The 18,264-nt window shown below is 42.4% G+C and carries 9 protein-coding genes; 3 read left to right on the top strand and 6 right to left on the bottom strand.

Annotated features, from left to right (window positions below; all coding sequences use genetic code 11):
* Positions 1 to 120 precede the first annotated feature (120 nt).
* Positions 121 to 1,287: a hypothetical protein gene (locus KTO63_RS08280; protein WP_217790754.1), complete on the bottom strand. Its 1,167-nt coding sequence runs from the start codon at positions 1,285 to 1,287 to the stop codon at positions 121 to 123.
* A 277-nt stretch (positions 1,288 to 1,564) separates the two neighbouring features.
* Between KTO63_RS08280 and KTO63_RS08275 the strand changes: the two genes are divergently transcribed.
* Positions 1,565 to 2,752 (top strand): aldose epimerase family protein, encoded by a 1,188-nt coding sequence (locus tag KTO63_RS08275; protein WP_217790753.1) that lies wholly within the window; start codon positions 1,565 to 1,567, stop codon positions 2,750 to 2,752.
* 212 nt (positions 2,753 to 2,964) lie between these two features.
* Positions 2,965 to 5,703 (top strand): glycoside hydrolase family 2 TIM barrel-domain containing protein, encoded by a 2,739-nt coding sequence (locus tag KTO63_RS08270; protein WP_217790752.1) that lies wholly within the window; start codon positions 2,965 to 2,967, stop codon positions 5,701 to 5,703.
* Positions 5,704 to 6,247: 544 nt separating this feature from the next.
* Here KTO63_RS08270 and KTO63_RS08265 read toward each other — a convergent pair.
* Positions 6,248 to 7,003 carry a hypothetical protein gene (locus KTO63_RS08265; RefSeq protein ID WP_217790751.1) on the bottom strand — a complete coding sequence of 252 codons (756 nt, stop codon included), beginning with the start codon at positions 7,001 to 7,003 and terminating at the stop codon, positions 6,248 to 6,250.
* Between the two features lie 235 nt (positions 7,004 to 7,238).
* Positions 7,239 to 7,955 carry a lipoprotein signal peptidase gene (locus KTO63_RS08260; RefSeq protein WP_217790750.1) on the bottom strand — a complete coding sequence of 239 codons (717 nt, stop codon included), beginning with the start codon at positions 7,953 to 7,955 and terminating at the stop codon, positions 7,239 to 7,241.
* Between the two features lie 195 nt (positions 7,956 to 8,150).
* Between KTO63_RS08260 and KTO63_RS08255 the strand changes: the two genes are divergently transcribed.
* Entirely contained in the window at positions 8,151 to 12,611 is a 4,461-nt protein-coding gene (locus KTO63_RS08255; protein ID WP_217790749.1) for a PKD domain-containing protein, read from the top strand.
* Positions 12,612 to 12,743: 132 nt separating this feature from the next.
* On the opposite strand, the gene KTO63_RS08250 is transcribed toward KTO63_RS08255, so the two are convergent.
* The 3 genes from KTO63_RS08250 to gldG all read right to left on the bottom strand — a co-directional run bounded on the left by KTO63_RS08250 (position 12,744) and on the right by gldG (position 18,261).
* Positions 12,744 to 15,248, bottom strand: coding sequence for a bifunctional UDP-N-acetylmuramoyl-tripeptide:D-alanyl-D-alanine ligase/alanine racemase (locus tag KTO63_RS08250; protein WP_232373087.1), 2,505 nt, complete (start codon positions 15,246 to 15,248; stop codon positions 12,744 to 12,746).
* Positions 15,249 to 15,370: 122 nt separating this feature from the next.
* Positions 15,371 to 16,330 (bottom strand): TerC/Alx family metal homeostasis membrane protein, encoded by a 960-nt coding sequence (locus KTO63_RS08245; RefSeq protein WP_232373086.1) that lies wholly within the window; start codon positions 16,328 to 16,330, stop codon positions 15,371 to 15,373.
* 227 nt (positions 16,331 to 16,557) lie between these two features.
* Positions 16,558 to 18,261 carry a gliding motility-associated ABC transporter substrate-binding protein GldG gene (gene gldG / locus KTO63_RS08240; protein WP_217790748.1) on the bottom strand — a complete coding sequence of 568 codons (1,704 nt, stop codon included), beginning with the start codon at positions 18,259 to 18,261 and terminating at the stop codon, positions 16,558 to 16,560.
* Positions 18,262 to 18,264: the final 3 nt, after the last annotated feature.

Below are 18,264 nucleotides of genomic sequence, written 5' to 3'. Positions count from 1 at the left end.
GCGGGGAGGGCGATGACTGAATAACTGAATAATTAAATAACTGAAATGGCATGAATTCAGTCAGTCACTCGCTTAATCAACCGCTCAGTTATTCAGTTATTCAGTTATTCAATTATTCAGTTACTGATAACTGCTATAAAAACTTCTTATAAAATCCGTTGCCTGTGTGTAGAGCGGTTTGGTGAACTCAACAAAAAGTTGTTGTGGTGGAGGCGGTACTCCGGGCTGTCTTCCGATCATTGCAAGTTCGTCGACCGTTAATGCTCGCTCATCTCCGTTAAAAGAACCCCAACTTGTTGCCCACGTATAACCGCCTGTAAAGCGGCGCGAAGCAAGTGATCTGTTTGTAGTATAATCTGTAATGTACACATCAAGCAAACCTCTGGAATCTATGTTGCGCGTGTATGCAGTGACTCTTGCCGTAACAGTGCCATACACGTCAAATGGAGTGCCTGACTTGTCTCTGGAGGTTCCAATCTTTACGCTGTCTCTCTTAACATCGTACGTGTTCTTGCTGTCGTACACATTGCCAACAACAAAATCGTAAAAACCAACTTGCAAAACCTGATCAGGATTTATCTGATATTCCTGCGCTTCTGAAGGTGTATAAAAACGAATGAATTTATCTTTCAGTGTTGATGAAGTGTAGTTCAATATTTGCGTGTAAAAGAAATCAGCATTTACCTGGTAAGCTCCTGAAATGGGCGCCATATCGATCATTACTTTTAGCGTGGCCAGCCACAATGCGTCATTTATCTTGTTGTTTACATCTTTGTAATTAGGATCTATTTGTTGCACCTGCAAAAAGTTGTAGTACGCTGTTTTCGCCGACTCCCGTGAGTTGATGTTCAGCGCAGCTTCTCCCATTCTATACGATTCGTCTGCAGCGAGCCCGCGGTATTTATTCAGTTCGTCCGTATAGGTATTGGGGTAAGGAATTACCTTCATTGCTCCCGGACTGGTGATGATGTTCCTCGCAATGTTGCTCATGGCTTCATAATTGCGGTAAACCTGCAAATAATTTCCCTGCTTATAAAATTGAGTGAGGCCGGTTTCTTCCTGCTTTGTATAATTTACCGCCAACGGGTAAGCTTCCTTTAATGTTTCGATTGCTTTTTTATTGGTGGGAGAAGAGCGCAAACGATCGATGGATTGAAGACAGGCGCTGTAATAATCACCTTTTTTAAGAGCGGCTTTACCTGCAGAGCAACCGCTGATCACTACAAAAGTGGCAGATACAATTAGCAATGCAAGGCATACATGTAGGCTGTTTTTCTTCGGATACATAGATAAAGGGTTGTTCAAATGTGCCGTAAAGATAGTGGTGGGACGTGAATGGTCAAACGTGAATCATGAAATCTTGATAAACAACCCCTCCGCGATTCTATTTTACCAGTCAGCGCTCAAAAAGCCGCGATTCCCCTTACGCACAGTTATTTCACGATTGACTATTCCCGATTATTATTGTCAATTGCACAATTATTGCTGTTTTTGCTTCCGCTTTCAAAATATTTCCTAACTTAATCCGCAATATTTTCACCAAGAATACAAATTGACCAATACAATGAACAGAAAAAAACACTTCATGCCGCTTATTGCAGGAGCAGCATTGATTACGATTGCAGCTTGTAATAACTCTGCAACAACTGAACAGGCCAGTGCAAACGATAGCACGAAAGTGGAAGCATCATCTGCTTCTCCGTTAGACAAGAAAAATTTTGAAGCAACTGTTGATGGCAAACAAACGGATCTGTATACGTTGAAAACCGCAAATGGTTTAAGCGCTGCTGTTACCAACTTTGGTGGCAGATTGGTTGGCTTGTGGGTGCCGGGTAAAGATGGCCAGAAGACCGACGTGGTAGTTGGTTTTGGAAGTGTAAAACAATACCAGGATTCAACGGATGCGTTTTTCGGTGGATTGATCGGCCGTTATGGCAATAGAATAGGTAAAGCAAAATTTTCTCTTGACGGTAAGGAGTATAAACTGTTTGCCAACAACGGTCCTAACACATTGCACGGCGGTAAAAAAGGCTACAGCTCTTGTGTGTGGGATGCTAAACAAGTGAATGACTCTACGGTTGAATTGACTTATTTGTCAAAAGATATGGAAGAAGGATTCCCGGGTAACCTGAATGTAAAAGTTACTTACGCTTTGGCAAATGATGAATTGAAAATAGATTACGAGGCAACTACTGACAAGAAAACAGTTTGCAACCTTACCAACCATGCGTACTTCAACCTGAATGGCGAAGGAAGCGGAACAATCAACAATCATTTGGTACAAATCAATGCTGATAAATACACTCCGGTAGATGCTACCTTGATCCCAACAGGTAAAAATGAACCGGTTGCAAGTACTCCGTTTGATTTTACAAAACCAACAACCATCGGCGCTCGTGTAAATGATACAACGAACGTGCAATTGAAAAATGGCAAAGGTTATGATCACAACTTTGTGTTAAATGCAAACACCGGCTCTGGTCTTAATCATGCAGCAACTGTAGTGGGCGATAAATCAGGCATCGTAATGGATGTGTTGACGCAAGAGCCTGGTCTTCAATTCTATGGTGGTAACTTCATGGCAAGCAAAAACACTTTCAAAAGTGGTGCGAAAGATGATTTCAGAACAGCTTTCTGTATGGAAACACAACATTTTCCTGATTCACCAAACCAACCATCGTTCCCATCAACAACTTTGAATCCTGGCCAAACATATAAGACCAGCACAGTTTATAAGTTTAGTGTTAAATAAAATTAATGAATGCGTAGGGCGAATTGCATTCGCCCTGGGTCGCCGTCGCGGTGCCATTGATACACATGCATGAATTTCAGAGACGCCTGAAAAGGCGTCTCTACTTTTTTGTGACGTAGTTTTAGCGTAGCTGATTATAATATGGTGTAACCAGTCTATGGTACCTTCAAAGCTTTAATCCGCGTCATATTTTTCATAAAACGATTAGAACGATGTTATATCAGAATGTCTTCAGAAAGAAGACGCTTTTTCAAGCGTCTCTACTTAAAATTTTCATCTGTTTATTTTTCATTTTTTCTGCAACAAATTTGTTTGCGCAACAACGCATTGTAAGTTCCATCAACACCAACTGGCAGTTCCATAAAGGCGAAGTGGCCAATACCGGCGATAAAAGTGTGGGCTGGGAAAACGTGTCACTGCCCCACACATGGAACGCTACCGATGTGATGGATGATGAACCCGGTTATTACAGAGGTGTTGGCTGGTACAAGAAAACGCTGTTCATCGATAACTCCTGGAAGAATAAGGATGTCTATATTTTCTTTGAAGCGGCAAATCAAATCGCCGAGATTTTTTTAAATGGAAAAAAAGTTGGTTCACACACCGGAGGGTATAATTTTTTCTCTTTTAAAATAAATGACTTCATACAACTGAACGACGGTGCTGGTGTAACAGCCAATGAAATTACTGTAAGGGTTGACAATGCACACAACGAAAACGTTCCGCCACTCGGCGCCGATTTTACTTTTTATGGCGGCATCTACCGCGATGTTTATTTGATAGCTGCAGATCGTGTGCACTTCGATATGGACAACTATGCTTCAAAAGGAGTGTTCGTGTCAACCCCTTCCGTGTCTGCTGAGAAGGCAAATGTTTTGATAAAAGGCGCATTTATAAACAACAATGCAAAAGCGAAAAAACTTGTTGTTCGATCTGTTATTAAAGATGCGGAAGGCAAAATAATTGCATCGAAAGAAACTGCGTTCAAATCAAAGACCGCTGGCACTAATGCTTTCGAGCAAAAGATAGATAATATTAGCCAGCCAAAATTGTGGTCGCCCGAAAGCCCGTATGTCTACAACGTCGTGACAACCCTTATAGATAAAGAAACCAATCAGCAGGTAGATGAAGTGGTAAATGCGCTTGGCTTTCGCTGGTTTTCGTTTGATGCCAACTCCGGGTTTTTTCTCAATGGAAAACATATGAAGCTGGTGGGCGCAAACCGCCATCAGGATTATCCGGGCATGGGCAACGCGATCTCCGATGCGATGAACATTAAGGACATTGAGCTGATGAAACAAATGGGTGCGAACTTTATCCGCATTGCGCACTATCCGCAAGATCCTACTATCCTTGAAACCTGTGACAGGCTCGGCATCATGGCATCCGTGGAAATTCCAATTGTCAACAGGATTACCGATAGCGATGCATTTTACAACAATTGTAAACAAATGCAGGTTGAAATGATACGCCAGTCATACAATCATCCAAGTGTGATCATTTGGGCATACATGAATGAAGTAATGATCGCTCCACGTTACGGCGACAAAACGCCGGAGCGAGATGCGTATTTTAAAACATTGGCGAAATTTGCACAGCAACTGGAAGATCTTACCAGGAAAGAAGATTCCACACGTTACACCATGATTCCATTTTACGGAAACTTTGATGTGCATTACAAATACGGGCTCACAAAAATTCCAATGGTTGTGGGCTGGAACCTGTACCAGGGCTGGTATGGCGCCGATATCAATGGCTTTGATGCTTTTCTTGAGAGACATCATAAGGAAGTTGCAGATAAACCGGTGATCATTTCGGAATATGGTGCAGATGTAGATGCGCGACTGCATGATTTTACGCCTGTTCGTTTTGACAAAACAGCTGAGTATGGCAATTATTATCATGAGCATTATTTCAAAGCGATGATGGACAGGCCTTTCGTTGCCGGAATGGCGCTATGGAACTTTGTGGAGTTCAACGCAGAAGCAAGAACAGAAACGAACCCGCACATGAATATGAAGGGCATAGTGTCTGCAACCCGCGAGCCGAAAGACGTTTATTGGTACTATCAATCGCATTTGTTGCAAACTCCGGTTATTAAAATTGGTTCCCGTAACTGGACGCTTCGCAGTGCAACAGCCACAGATGATAACGATTCGTATTGCTCGCAGCCTGTAGAGATCTATACCAATCAAAACGAAATTGAAGTATTGCTGAATGGAAAATCTTTAGGAAAAGTAAAACCGGATTTTGGTGTGGCAAAGATCAATGTGCCATTTGCCAACGGCAACAATAAACTGGAAGCAATCAGCGCAGAAAAGAGTGTTACAGAAAAAGATGTGGTTGATGTTCAGTTCACGCTTTTGCCTAAAAAATTAAACAGCACAAAAATGCCGTTCAGTGATATTCACGTGAGTCTTGGTGATGAAAGATATTTTACCGACACAAAAGATAATATCGTGTGGCAACCGGAGCAGGCATACTCGGCGGGAAGTTGGGGATACATTGGCGGACACGTTTTTAAATTGAAGGGCAATGATCGCCTGCCTTACGGTTCTGACAGAAACATTATTGGCACCGATCACGATGCTTTGTTTGAAACACAACGTGTAGGCATTGAGCAATTCAAGCTAGATGTTCCTGATGGTGCTTACGAAGTAACGCTTCATTTTGCGGAATTGTCAACAGATAAGCAGGCAGAAAAGCTGGTGTACAATCTTGATAAGAATGCCGGCGAAACTGCAACCGCAGAGCAAAGGGCTTTTGATGTATTGGTGAATAACATTCCGGTTATTAATGGATTGAGCAATACCAACTATCTGTTGCCAATTACTGCCTATTCTACCAAAACAAAAATATCTGCCAATAACAATGGAGGTATTACCGTAAGCTTCAAAGCTGTAAAAGGAGAAACGATTTTGAATGGCATTGAGGTGAGGAGAGTTTATTAATTTGAAAATTTGAAAATTTGAAAATGGTAGGGGCGAATCGCATTCGCCCTTGACATTAACGGATTTCTCTGAGTGCCGGATGCCGCGGTTCGTGTCCCCACGAACCGCACAGACATTCAGCTTTGATGGTTCGTGAGGGACACGAACCGCGGCACTTTCGCTTCGCGAATTTTTAACATGTCGCCCCTCTGGGGCTGGCTCTATGTTTTCCAGATTGATTTCTTTTTCTACTGACGTGTCGCCCCGCTGGGGCTGTTTGCAACTTGCTGAATGTATTGAATAACTCCATTGGTGGGACATGTTAGTTTGCAATAAACAATGTCGAAAAATGAGCAAGCCCCAGGGGGGCAACACGTCAGTAGAAAAAAAGAAAAAGAGTGGTCAATTAAATACCAGCACCAGAGGGGCGACATGTTAAAAATTCGCGAAGCGAAAAAGAATCGACGATCATCGTTTTAAAATAAAAATCCCTGATAGTTCAAATGCTATCAGGGATTTTTATTTATTGTGGAGTATGTTATGATTCACATTTCAACGCTCACGTCTAGTGCAGCAATTGCAACTGGTTACACGCGTAAGGCTGCACCAACACTTTATCAGGATAATTAACAGTGTCGCCGCCGCAAATTGCAGTCACACTGTAGTAGCCCGCAGGCAATGTATAGTTTGCAGCTCCTTGCGCACCACAATCCGGAGCTGTTGCAGTAAAGTTTTCAACGAATTCCTTTTGCCCATTGATGATTACTTCAATAGGATCATTTTGATTGCAGCTTTCAGATGCCCACACTGTCAGGTTGCCTGTAGGTATACTTCCGATAACATCTTTCTTAAGTACAGAGGTGAATTTACCATTTGTAATATTTACCGCTATACCGTTGCCGCTCATCACCTCGCCACTAAAAGTTCCCGACACACTGGATGTATCGAGGTTGGAGATATTTACGCTAAACTTGGCCTGGCTTGCATCGCTTTGATAAATGACATTATTGTTTTGCGTATAGGTGAAAAATGCTTGCGGTGAGGTATAGGTACCATTCGCTATCTGGGTGCCGTAAATAACAATTGCAATTTTATCGGAGCCATTGTCGGCTGTGCCATTAAGATTCAGGAATACGATATTGGAGGCAGTATCAATGTAGGCGGAATCTACCGTGCCTTTAAAATTGTTGTCACCTTCGGAAAATGACCAGGTGGAAGTTATTGTAGTGTCTTTTTTTTCAACGCTGTGTTCCTTTGAACAGCCCGCAACGAAAAGAAATACCAAACATGCAATGGAAAGAATGCTTACAAATGATTTCATAAACGGTGGTTTTCTATTTTAAATATGCTTGGTCATTCATAGGCGATTGTTTCAATACACGAAAAGTGTACCAAACAACAGGATACTGAACAAATCAGGGTAATTTAAACGATCGAAGTTACCGTCAGGGCAAAAGGAGGGTGTTTGGTTTAGAACGTTTAGACAAAAATAATATTGTGCATGGGGCGAATCGTGTTCGCCCCCTACTTATTACGTCCGTGATCAAACCAATATTTTAAACAGCTTTGATGTCATCATTTACAGTGGTGCTTGATGTAGCAACCGCTTCGCTTCCCGTGGTGTGGTGATGGAAAAACTTTTTCTGGAAAAGTAAAATAGCGATCACCCCAACAGAGATAGAAGCATCTGCAAGATTGAACACCGGGCTAAAGAATTCAAAATCGTCACCGCCAATAACCGGCAGCCATTTAGGAAAGTGAGAGTGAATGATAGGGAAGTAAAACATATCTACCACTTTGCCGTGAAGAAAGCCTGCATAGCCTTGTTTTGGGAACATTTTGGCAACGGCAGTAAATGTACTTTCTTCAAAGATCAAACCATAGAACATGCTATCGATAAGGTTTCCAAGGGCGCCGGCAAAAATTAAACCTACGCAGATGATAAAACCTTTATGATATTTCTTTTTGATAATGCTGAGGATATAATAAACACCAAAGATCACGGCGAACAAACGGAACAGGGTCAGCAACATTTTCCCCCAGTCACCTCCAAATTTCCAACCCCATGCCATGCCCTCGTTTTCTACGAAGTATATCTGGCACCAGCTAGCATTAGGGCCAAACGGACGGATACCGCGGTCATATTTCGTCATAGGTACGTGAGAAGGGTCCCAATTGTAGCTAAGCGGCATATGTGTCTTAATCCAAATCTTAATCACCTGATCCACAACGATAATCAACAGAATCAATAAGAATATATTCCTTGGCTTCACTTATGAAAAATTTTGAGGCAAAGATAATGGGGAATGCGATATATGCCTTAAAAAAGCCAAATACTCAACGCCTTGAGTATGTTATTGATATATAGCGACTTGCAAAAATAACACGGCAAATTTATCAACAACTTCAATTTTATCTATCTTGAGGCATTAACCCAAAGGTATAACCCTGTCTAAACCTACGTTCCAATGAAGCCTCAATACCCTGGAAAATGGTATGTTTTTTTACTGATATTTTGCCTCTTGAAAACCAGTGCTAATGCACAGTCGTTTACAGCAGATTTTACCGCAGATAAATATGCAGGTTGTGTTCCACTGCAAATTAATTTCAACAATACAACTTACGGTACCGGTACAGACGTTACGTACAAATGGGATTTTGATAATGGCAACGGTGCCACCAAAGCCAGCCCCTCAGCAATTTTTTATGAAGAGAGGGATTATCTTGTAAAGCTTACTGTTACAAGCGGCGGCAAAACATCTGTTCAAACTAAAAAGATTACTGTTTACAAAAAGCCCACGGTAGATTTTCAGGCAAACATGCTGAAAGGGTGCATACCAGCAGCATTTACCTTTACAGCAAGTGCCACAAGTGTTGCTGGCGTACCTAACAATTATACCTGGGATTTTGGTGATGGCGCTGTTACTCAAACCTCCAGCCAGGTTGCTTCGCACACGTATAATGTCTTGCAAAAACCAACTGTCAGTTTAACTGTATCCAACTCTTACGGCTGTACAAATACTATTAAGAAAGATGAGTTGCTAACAATATTGCCTTCCATTTATTCAAACTTTACTTCCGACAAAAAAATATTGTGTAAAACGTCAGATGCGGTGCAGTTCACCAATCTTAGTTCAGGGCCGGGGACATTAAGCTATGAATGGAATTTTGGAGATGGCAACAAGAGTACAGATATATCGCCCTCTTATGTATTCAACAAGAAGGGCATTTACACAGTTTCACTTACTACAAAAAATACCGACGGTTGTAGCATAACAAAAAGTTTAAGTGAATACCTCAACGTTGCCAGCTACAGTGTCAGTTTAACTCCTCCATCTCTTGTTTGCGACAATACAAGCGGTAGTTTTTCGCCCGCACTTTCACCATATACCTATAACTATTCATGGGTGCTGGATGGAGTGCCTATTGGCTGGAATGGTAGTTCGTATTACTATAGCTCGCTTCCGGTGGGAACACATGAAATTAAAGTAAAGGCAATGTTTGACAACTGCCCTGATTCTGCAACTCAAAAATTCGAAGTAAAACCATCTCCCAAGACGAATGGCTTTATATCTGAACTACAGGGATTTTGTGGGGCACCTGTCGACGTGAAGTTTAAAGACACCACGGCAGATGCGACTTCATGGCGGTGGTTCTTCAACTATTATAACTCCTCGAGCAATCCGGATGCGACCATTCAGGCACCTACGCGCAACTACACATCTGATGGATACTATTATGTTCAGCTAACAGTGGGCAATGCTTATGGATGTAGCAAAACAGTATCAAAAGGTGTTGACATTTACCGGCCATCGGGAAGCATATCGATTAAAAGTTCTACCGGAAAGAATCCCAGGGACAATTGCGGACCTTTTGATGTAGAACTGTTTACTTCAGGCGTGGCAGACATTGTTTCTTACAACTGGAACTTTGGAGACGGCGAAACATCGACAGACGCTGTACCCAAACATACTTATTCAAAACCGGGCGCATATGTTCCTTCCTTAAGCTATACTACAAAAAACGGTTGCACGGGATCTATGTCTACCAGTGCATTCACTGTTTTTACTCCTGCAAAGATTACAGATTTTGTGGCGAGCAACACCACCTTGTGTGGTCCTAATCCTGCAACATTTACCGCCACTACAACAGGTTCAATACAATTTTATAATTGGGATTTTGGCGGACGCTCCGGCTCAGGATCGGCTACTTCGGTTTCGTATGGTGCCGAAGGCGTGTATAATGTGCGATTGATTGCCGGAAACAGCGCATGCCGCGATACGCTGACCAAAGACAACTACATCACTGTGAAGCCGCCATTTCCTAAAATCTCCGGTACAGCGAATACTTGCGACGGTACGAGAGGTGAAGTTACGTTTTCACAAAGCTCAGTAAACGCCACCTCTGTAATCTGGAATTGGGGAGATAACACGCCGGCTGTAACTACGCCCGGAACACAAGCTGTCGCCAAACACACATACACACAAAACGGACAGTACTACGTAACGCTTACTGCTGTTAATGGAGATTGCAGTGTAAGTACAAGTACCAGTGTGACCGTCTATTTAAAACAAAGCCCTGTATTGGCCATTGACAAAAAAATAGTTTGTGCAGAAAATGATCAGTTGACATTTAATTTTTCCAATTACCCGGTCAACAATCAGTATTATTATTATGATAGCTACTACAATCAATACTATTACTTCGACAATCCAAGGTTGATTTATGGAGATGGGCCATATCCCGGTTATTTGTACAACTACACCAAGTCCGCTGCTGTGAATAATGATGTGAAATTTTCTGCCACAACCGGCGGATTTAAACAGGGCACAAACACCATTGCCATGGTTGTGACCTCGAGATATTTTGGCTGCAACGATACAACCAACTTTGTTCCGATACAGGTGATACAAGCATCTAAAGCCGGCTTCCAGGTATTAAACGAAGGAGTTTGCTATCAAACTCCCATAACATTTAAAGACACATCCAACGCAAACGGTACCAAAATAAAAGAATGGAACTGGAACTTTGGTGATGGTGCTACACAGACCGTAACAACAGCAGGAGCGACAGTTTCACATCAATACGCAAGTCCGGGATATTTTACAGTAACGCTAAGCCTGAAGGACGATGCGGGCTGCGTGAATTCCTCCACCACAACATACAGATCGGTAAAAGTGGGAGGTCCAAAGCCTGCGTTCTATCCATCATCAAGCAATGTGCAATTGAATTCGACGGTTTATTTTTACAATAATTCCCAAAACCCTGACACGAGAAATACAGTCTATACCTGGGATCTTGGAAATGCCACTTCGACTCAATACAGCCCAAGCAGCACATATCCGATTGCGGGAACTTACAAAATAACACTCACTGCAATTGATACCATTACAAAATGTGGCGGCTCGGTTACACAGGAGATTATTGTAAAAGATTTTTATCCGGCGTTGGGAAAAAGTCTCTCAAACATAAGCGGTCGCAGTTGCCCTCCGGTGTTGGTTAATTTTTCAAATAACTCGTATAACTACACTAAAGTGACATGGGACTTCGGCGATGGCATTACTGCCGACAATATCAACTACGCAAGTCACGTATATGAAAAGCCAGGTAAATACTACGTTACATTGTATGTATATGGTTATAACGGATTAACAGCAACGTATAAAGATTCGATAATTGTAAGTCAGCCTTCAGGCACGTTAACGGCCTCTCCAGCCGAAGTTTGTATAGGGCAGGCTATAGCGTTGGATGGCACGGCACAAGGTGCTGTCAGCTATAAGTGGGATATGGGAGATGGTAATATTCTTTCAGGAGCTGATGTAAAAAATACATACACATATGCTGCCAGCGGCTCATATAAACCAATGCTTTTAATAACAGATGCCAGTGGGTGCACTGCAACGGCAGCAGCGCCGGCTTCAGTAAAAGTGCGGGAAAATCCCATTCTTACATTTGATCCGAAAGATCCGGTTTTGTGTTTGGGCAAATCAATTCAATTGAATGCAAGTGGCGGACAAACCTATTCATGGTCCCCCTCAAATGGATTGAGCAAAACCGACATCGCATCTCCATCCGCATCGCCCGTAGAAACAACCACCTATAAAGTAAGCATTAAAGATGATCTTGGTTGCTCAAACGAAGGTTCTACTACGATATTTGTTGCCAAGCCGATAGATATTCAGTTAAAAGGAGATACCGCAACCTGCACAGGTAACACCGTTGCACTATCTGCTTCAGGAGCTACCACTTACAAATGGATAAATAGTGTGGCGGCATTAAATGGTTCCGACATTCCAAATCCCGAAGTGAAAGTCACGAAAACAGATACCTATACGCTGGTAGGATACGACAAATACAACTGCTTTACAGACACTGCCGAAATAAAGATTCGTGCTAAACCATTGCCGACAGTAAATGCAGGAACAGCAGAAACAGTAATGGTAGGTTCGTCAACACAATTAAATGCAACGGGTAGCAAGGATATTGTTCAGTGGTTATGGCAGCCATCCAATTATCTGGATTGTGTAAGTTGCCCCAACACAAAACTGACTCCATTTTCTGACATGGATTATACCATTACAGTGAAAAACAATGAAGGCTGTTCTGCTTCTGATATGATAGCAATGAAAGTATTGTGCGGCGAAAGTCTTGTAAGGATTCCAAACGCCTTTACACCAAACGGAGATGGTAACAATGATGTGTTTATCATCAAAGGAATTGGCATGTTGAAACATCTTACCATTTTTGACAGATGGGGCGTTAAAGTGTACGACCGCAGCGATATTATTGCCTCAAACAGATCTACCTGCTGGGATGGTACAATGAATGGTAAACCATTGCCAACTGGCACCTACATTTATTACGCAGAAATGCAGTGTCCATCCGGTGCGTCGTTTGTTCAAAGAGGTTCGGTAGTATTGATAAGATAAGTGAGGAAGAATGCTAAACGCTTAACGCATAATGCCAAAGGCACAACGCTAAACGCCCCGATTCATAAAGACATGAACCGGGGCGTTTAGCGTTTGGCGTTCTGCGTTAAGCATTATGCCTTTAGCGTTTCCCTATCCCTCCTCGAAATAAACCCTCTTCACTCGCTGCGATATACCGGTCATAATTTCATAGGGAATGGTGCCTGCCCATTTTGCGACGTCCACAATGCTGAGGCCATTTCCAAACACAGTTACTTCATCACCTTCTTTTACATCTTCAATACCGGTAACGTCGATCATCGTCATATCCATGCACACACTGCCTATCACAGGTGCGAGTTTTCCGTTAATCATCATTTTTCCTGCGCCATTGCCGAGCCTTCTCTCATAACCATCTGCATAGCCGATGCGCACAGTGGCAATGACCGTATTTTCTTTGGCCTTGCCGCGACGATTATAACCAACCGTATCGTTTGGATGCAAATGTTTTACCTGCGCCACTGTTGTTTTCAACGCAGACACTTCCTGCAAGGACAGTCTGCCCGTTTCTGCGCTGTCAACACCATACAGGCCAATGCCCAGTCGCACCATATCCAGTTGCAGATGCGGATGGCGCAATATACCGGCAGTGTTGGCAATATGCTTTATGAATTTATATCCGAGCGTTTCTTCTATTGCGGCACATGCGTTCAAGAATTTTTCTCCCTGTTGCCTTGTAAACTCATCTTCATTTGGATCTTCACTTGCCGCAAGATGACTGAATACAGATTGCACTTTGAAAGAACTGTTTTTGAGTGCCTCCAACAATAGCGGTAACTCCAGAATGTCGAAGCCCAGCCTGTTCATGCCCGTTTCCAGTTCCACGTGCACAGGAAAATCCTTGATGTTTTGCTTTTTTAAAAACGAGTCAAAGTCGTGCATTTCCTGGAATGAAAAAAGATCAGGCTGCAATTCAAACTGTACAATGGCATCATAGCTGCTCTCCTCAGGATTCATTACCATGATGGGTAAAGTAATACCTGCCTTTCTTAGTTCCACACCTTCATCTGCATAGGCTACTGCCAGGTAATCTACTTTATGGAATTGAAGCAAATTGGCCACTTCATAACTTCCGCTACCATAAGAAAATGCCTTCACCATTGCCATCATTTTGGTAGATGGCTGTAGCAATTGCTGATACACTTTCAGGTTGTTGGCAAATGCTTCAAGGTTTATTTCAAGCACCGTTTGATGTGCCTTTTGCTCGAGCAAACGGCTTACTTGTTCGAACTTAAAAATGCGGGCACCTTTTAGCAAAATGCTTTCATTGGTAAAATTGTAATGATAAAAGTCGCGTTTGAAAGCTTCTGTAGAAGGATAGAAATGCGTTTCAAGCCCCTCTATTTTTTCAAAAGATTTATGATGGCGGCTGATGTGATCACCAATGCCGATCAGGCGATTGATGTGTTTTTCTTTTAGTGTCCTCGCTACAATATCGTATAGCTCCGCATCGCTTTCTGCACTTTGTAAAATATCAGAAAGTATCACCGTTCTTTTTGGGTGCTGCTGTTGTTGCGCCAGAAAATCCAAAGCAATTTTAAGCGAGCTTATATCCGCAGAATAGCTGTCGTTAATAATAGAACAATTGTTTGTTCCTTTTTTTAACTCCAGGCGCATGGCCACTTGCGTAAGCTGCATCATGCGTTCTGCTATAACGTTTTGATCAACGTTTTCATGCAGTAAAACACACCAACAAGTGATCGCATTTTCAATGGACGCATCATCAATAAAAGGAACTTTCAAAGAAATTTTTGCACCGTTATATTCTGCTTCAATCGTAGTTGAATTGTTTTTCTTTACGATAGAACAAACCCTTACCGTTGCGCCAGTCTTCGCGCTCCAGTCAAACAATTTCATGTCGGGTCTGCTCTCTGCTTGCTGAAACTGGTGGAGGTACGAAGCAATACCTTCATTTATTTCTGAATAATCTTTGCAGTAAATAAGTGTGTTAACATGTTTGAAGAGTTGTAGCTTTTCATTCACTTTCTGGCGCGTGCTCATAAAGCCCTGGCTGTGTGCCTCGCCGATGTTGGTAAAAACACCGATCGTAGGTTGAATGATCTTCTCCAGTTTTTCCATTTCGCCACTCTGCGAAATACCCGCTTCAAAAATGCCGAGATTGTATTGCTCGTCCATTTGCCACACACTCAATGGAACACCTATTTGCGAGTTGTAACTCTTGGGACTTTTTACAATGTTGTAATCCGCTTCCAGCAATTGGTTCAGCCACTCCTTCACAATCGTCTTTCCGTTGCTTCCCGTGATGCCGATAACCGGAAACTTAAACTGCTTGCGATGGTGAATGGATAGCGTTTGCAGTGCAACCAATGTGTCTTTTACCTGGATGATGTTTGCGCCGGGAAGCTCCATTTCAGGGACCTCGCTTACAACAAAGTTGCGCACGCCTTTTTCATAAGTTTCCAGCAGAAAGCTATGACCATTTCTGCGGCCACCTTTTAGCGCAAAAAACAGGGAGCTCGCAGGAAACAAGACCTTACGACTGTCTAGCAATAGCCTGTCAATGGAGACGTCATCCGTGCCCGTTTGCAGTAGTTTCCCTTTAACGATCTGAACAATAGTCGGAATAGTATATTGCAATGGTTCGATATTTTTAAATAAGCAAAAGCATCATCTCCCTTCAATTTACATACCGGAAAATTGGAGTAGACAAGCGTACAGAAATATGTTTCTTTCTGCGATCAGGGTAGGTGAGTGGTCGATCAATGAAGATCTTTCTGTTCCATATCGGGGTCCGTATCTTTTTTAGCAACCGCAGCAGAATAAACAATTGAGAGCCCGATACAGAGGACAATCACCAGCAACGAAATGTATGAAGGTATTTTCAGGTGAAAGATTTCTGCCAGCATTTTCAGGCCGATAAAAACCAGCACGATTGCAATGCCCTGCTGCAGGTAAGCAAATTTGTTTACAGCGCCCTTTAACAAAAAGAACAAAGAACGCAAACCAAGCACCGCAAAGATATTGGAAGTATAAACGATCAGTCTTTCCTGAGTAATGGCAAATACCGCCGGTATGGAGTCAAGCGCAAAAAGAATGTCCGTTGTTGCCAGCATGATAACTGCTACAAATAAAATGGTGTAGTATTTTTTGCCATCCTGGTACACAACAAAACTTCCGTTGCCATCTTCATGCGTCAATGGAAAAACACGTTGAAGGAATTTATAAACCCTGTTGTTGCTCAAGTCAGGTTCTTCATCGTGTTTTGTGGTAAACATTTTGATACCTGTCCATAACAAGATTGCGCCAAAGATCCACAGCACCCAGGTAAAGCGTTCGATAAGAACAATGCCTACAGATATGAAAATGACACGCAGCAAAATGGCCAGCAAAATACCAATGAGCAACAGCCTTCCGTAAAATTTTTCCTTGATGCCAAAGAAGGTAAAAATGAGAATGAAAACAAAGATGTTATCAATGCTCAGCGACCACTCCATGAGGTAGGCGCTCAAATATTCGACAGCGTGTTTTGGGCCGTCTTCAAACCAAACAAATATGCCAAAGCCCAACGCAAGTACCACCCAAAAAATCGTTTGTGTCAAAGCCTTTTTAATCGTTACTACAGCATTTTTTTTACTGAGTAAGCCAAGGTCAAAAACCAATGCAAGGATAATTACAATTCCAAAAACGATATAAGAAATCTGTTGTGGTGTCAGTGCCATTCTGCTGAAGATATTTTAATGCCCGCAAAAATACTTATTTGGATGCATGCGTCCCAACGGGACTCTCATAAATGTAATGAAAAAAGCCAATCGTTAGGCAATGATTAATATTGACATTTCTATTTGCCAGAAGGCTTCGACAAGCTCAGCCTGACACTCCGCTCGGGTTGTCAGGCTGAGCTTGTCGAAGCCTTAACGATTAGTGACTGTTTTTACAGCTGCAAACTTTATTCCGCTGTACGGTACTTTCTTTTACGAATGTATTGGTACAAGATGCCGAAAATAAACACCAGCAATAGCGGCAACACAATGTTAATGATTTGCCATTTCGATTTTTCTGATTCTATTTTCTTTTTATCAAGCAAACGAAGGGTATAATCTTTACTGCGTGCCTCAAGAATACCGGAGTTGTCCGTAAGGTATTCGAGACAGTTCGAAAGAAAATCCTTGTTGGCATATTGATACTGCGTAAACATATTCATGCCCAGTGGCAGCGGGCCTTCTTTTTGCGTAACGGCATTTAATGCAATATCACCATCCGCAATCACGATCATCTTATTGTCCGGCGAACTATTTGCAAATGCTCCGGGCCCTGCAAATGCGTCCTTCTGTGGTTGCGTAAGCCTGTTGGCAAAAAGCGATTGGAATTTTCCTTCGAGCAAAACAGCCACAGGAACATTCGCTTTGTTAAATGTTTTCAGGTCATCCTCGTTTTGAATGCTCTGGAAGGAAACTTTGGCCGGAGTGCTTAAAACCCTGCTATTAGAAGATGATGCCAGCAAAATTGTTTTCTTAATACCGTCTGCTTTCACCGTATCTATGCTGTTGGGAAATTGAGAAACGACATAGTCAAGATTCTTTGCAATAGGGTGGTTGCTGTAATTGGTTAGCAATGGGAAATAAGGCCACGGCAGCAGTTCCATTTGAGGCTTGCCTCCCATGCTTCCCACAACAGAAGGAATTTTGTCTGCGTTCAAATCCTGCAAAAGATCTGGATTGATGCGCACACCATATTTGAACAGCAGGTCTTCTATGTTTAGGTTTCGGTCGAAAGCAATAAAGTCATTTTGTGCCCTTTGCAGGCTATCCATTTCTGCATACAACTCGTCTACCAGCCACATGATCTTACCACCATGCATTACGTACTGGTCTAGCTTTACTTTTTGAACATCAGTAAAAGGAACCGTAGGTTTTACAATTACCAGCGCGCTGAAAACAGAAGGAATTTCAGGAAAACTATCAATCGGAAAAATGCGGGTAACATAATCGTGCTTCAAAGTGTTCTCGATAAAACCATACACATTATAAGATAGCGGCTCCCCATTGCCGGATAAGTAACCAACAACCGGTACACTGTCCTGCGTAATTTTTTGAATCGCACGGGCAAACTTGTATTCCAGCAACGCTTCAGCATTATTGAGCGAGTTAATGCCATCCACTGCACTTTGTCCTTGAAGTAAATCGATAGCAATGGCGCGACCTCTGTAAGTAATCAATGCACCGGGATAAACAAGACGTTGTTCCTGACCTTCACCTTCTTTCACTTGCGCGTGGATGTTCATCGGATTTAAGCCCAATCTTCTCAGAGAATCCTGGAACTGCGCTTGTGCGCTGTCACCTAATCCTTCACCCGGTTTTGTAAAACTGTATTGAATATTTCTCTTGCTTACTTCTTTAAACTCCTGCAACAGGTCTTTGGTGCTGTTGGCAAGTTTTTTAAAACCTGCAGGCAATTCTCCACTCAGGAATACATTAATCGAAACCTTGTCCTCCAAACCGTATATGAGTTTTTTTGTTGGTTGGGAAATGGTAAACCTTTTTTCTTTTGTAAGATCCAACCTATAGTGCACGGCAGAAGCGATGTAGGTGATTGCCAGCAAAATGATCAATAAGAACAGCCACCAAAGTTTCGTGTTAAATAACTTCTTCATTCC

Origin of the sequence: Pinibacter aurantiacus (assembly GCF_019130065.1) — a bacterium.
GTDB lineage: Bacteria > Bacteroidota > Bacteroidia > Chitinophagales > Chitinophagaceae > Pinibacter > Pinibacter aurantiacus.
This window is presented reverse-complemented; position numbering and strand designations above follow the sequence as displayed.

Bases quoted from the DNA above. Each gene is read 5' to 3' on its own strand.
- KTO63_RS08280 (WP_217790754.1), bottom strand. From the start codon at position 1,287: ATGTATCCGAAGAAAAACAGCCTACATGTATGCCTTGCATTGCTAATT.
- KTO63_RS08275 (WP_217790753.1), top strand. From the start codon at position 1,565: ATGAACAGAAAAAAACACTTCATGCCGCTTATTGCAGGAGCAGCATTG.
- KTO63_RS08270 (WP_217790752.1), top strand. From the start codon at position 2,965: ATGTTATATCAGAATGTCTTCAGAAAGAAGACGCTTTTTCAAGCGTCT.
- KTO63_RS08265 (WP_217790751.1), bottom strand. From the start codon at position 7,003: ATGAAATCATTTGTAAGCATTCTTTCCATTGCATGTTTGGTATTTCTT.
- KTO63_RS08255 (WP_217790749.1), top strand. From the start codon at position 8,151: ATGAAGCCTCAATACCCTGGAAAATGGTATGTTTTTTTACTGATATTT.
- KTO63_RS08245 (WP_232373086.1), bottom strand. From the start codon at position 16,330: ATGGCACTGACACCACAACAGATTTCTTATATCGTTTTTGGAATTGTA.
- gldG (WP_217790748.1), bottom strand. From the start codon at position 18,261: ATGAAGAAGTTATTTAACACGAAACTTTGGTGGCTGTTCTTATTGATC.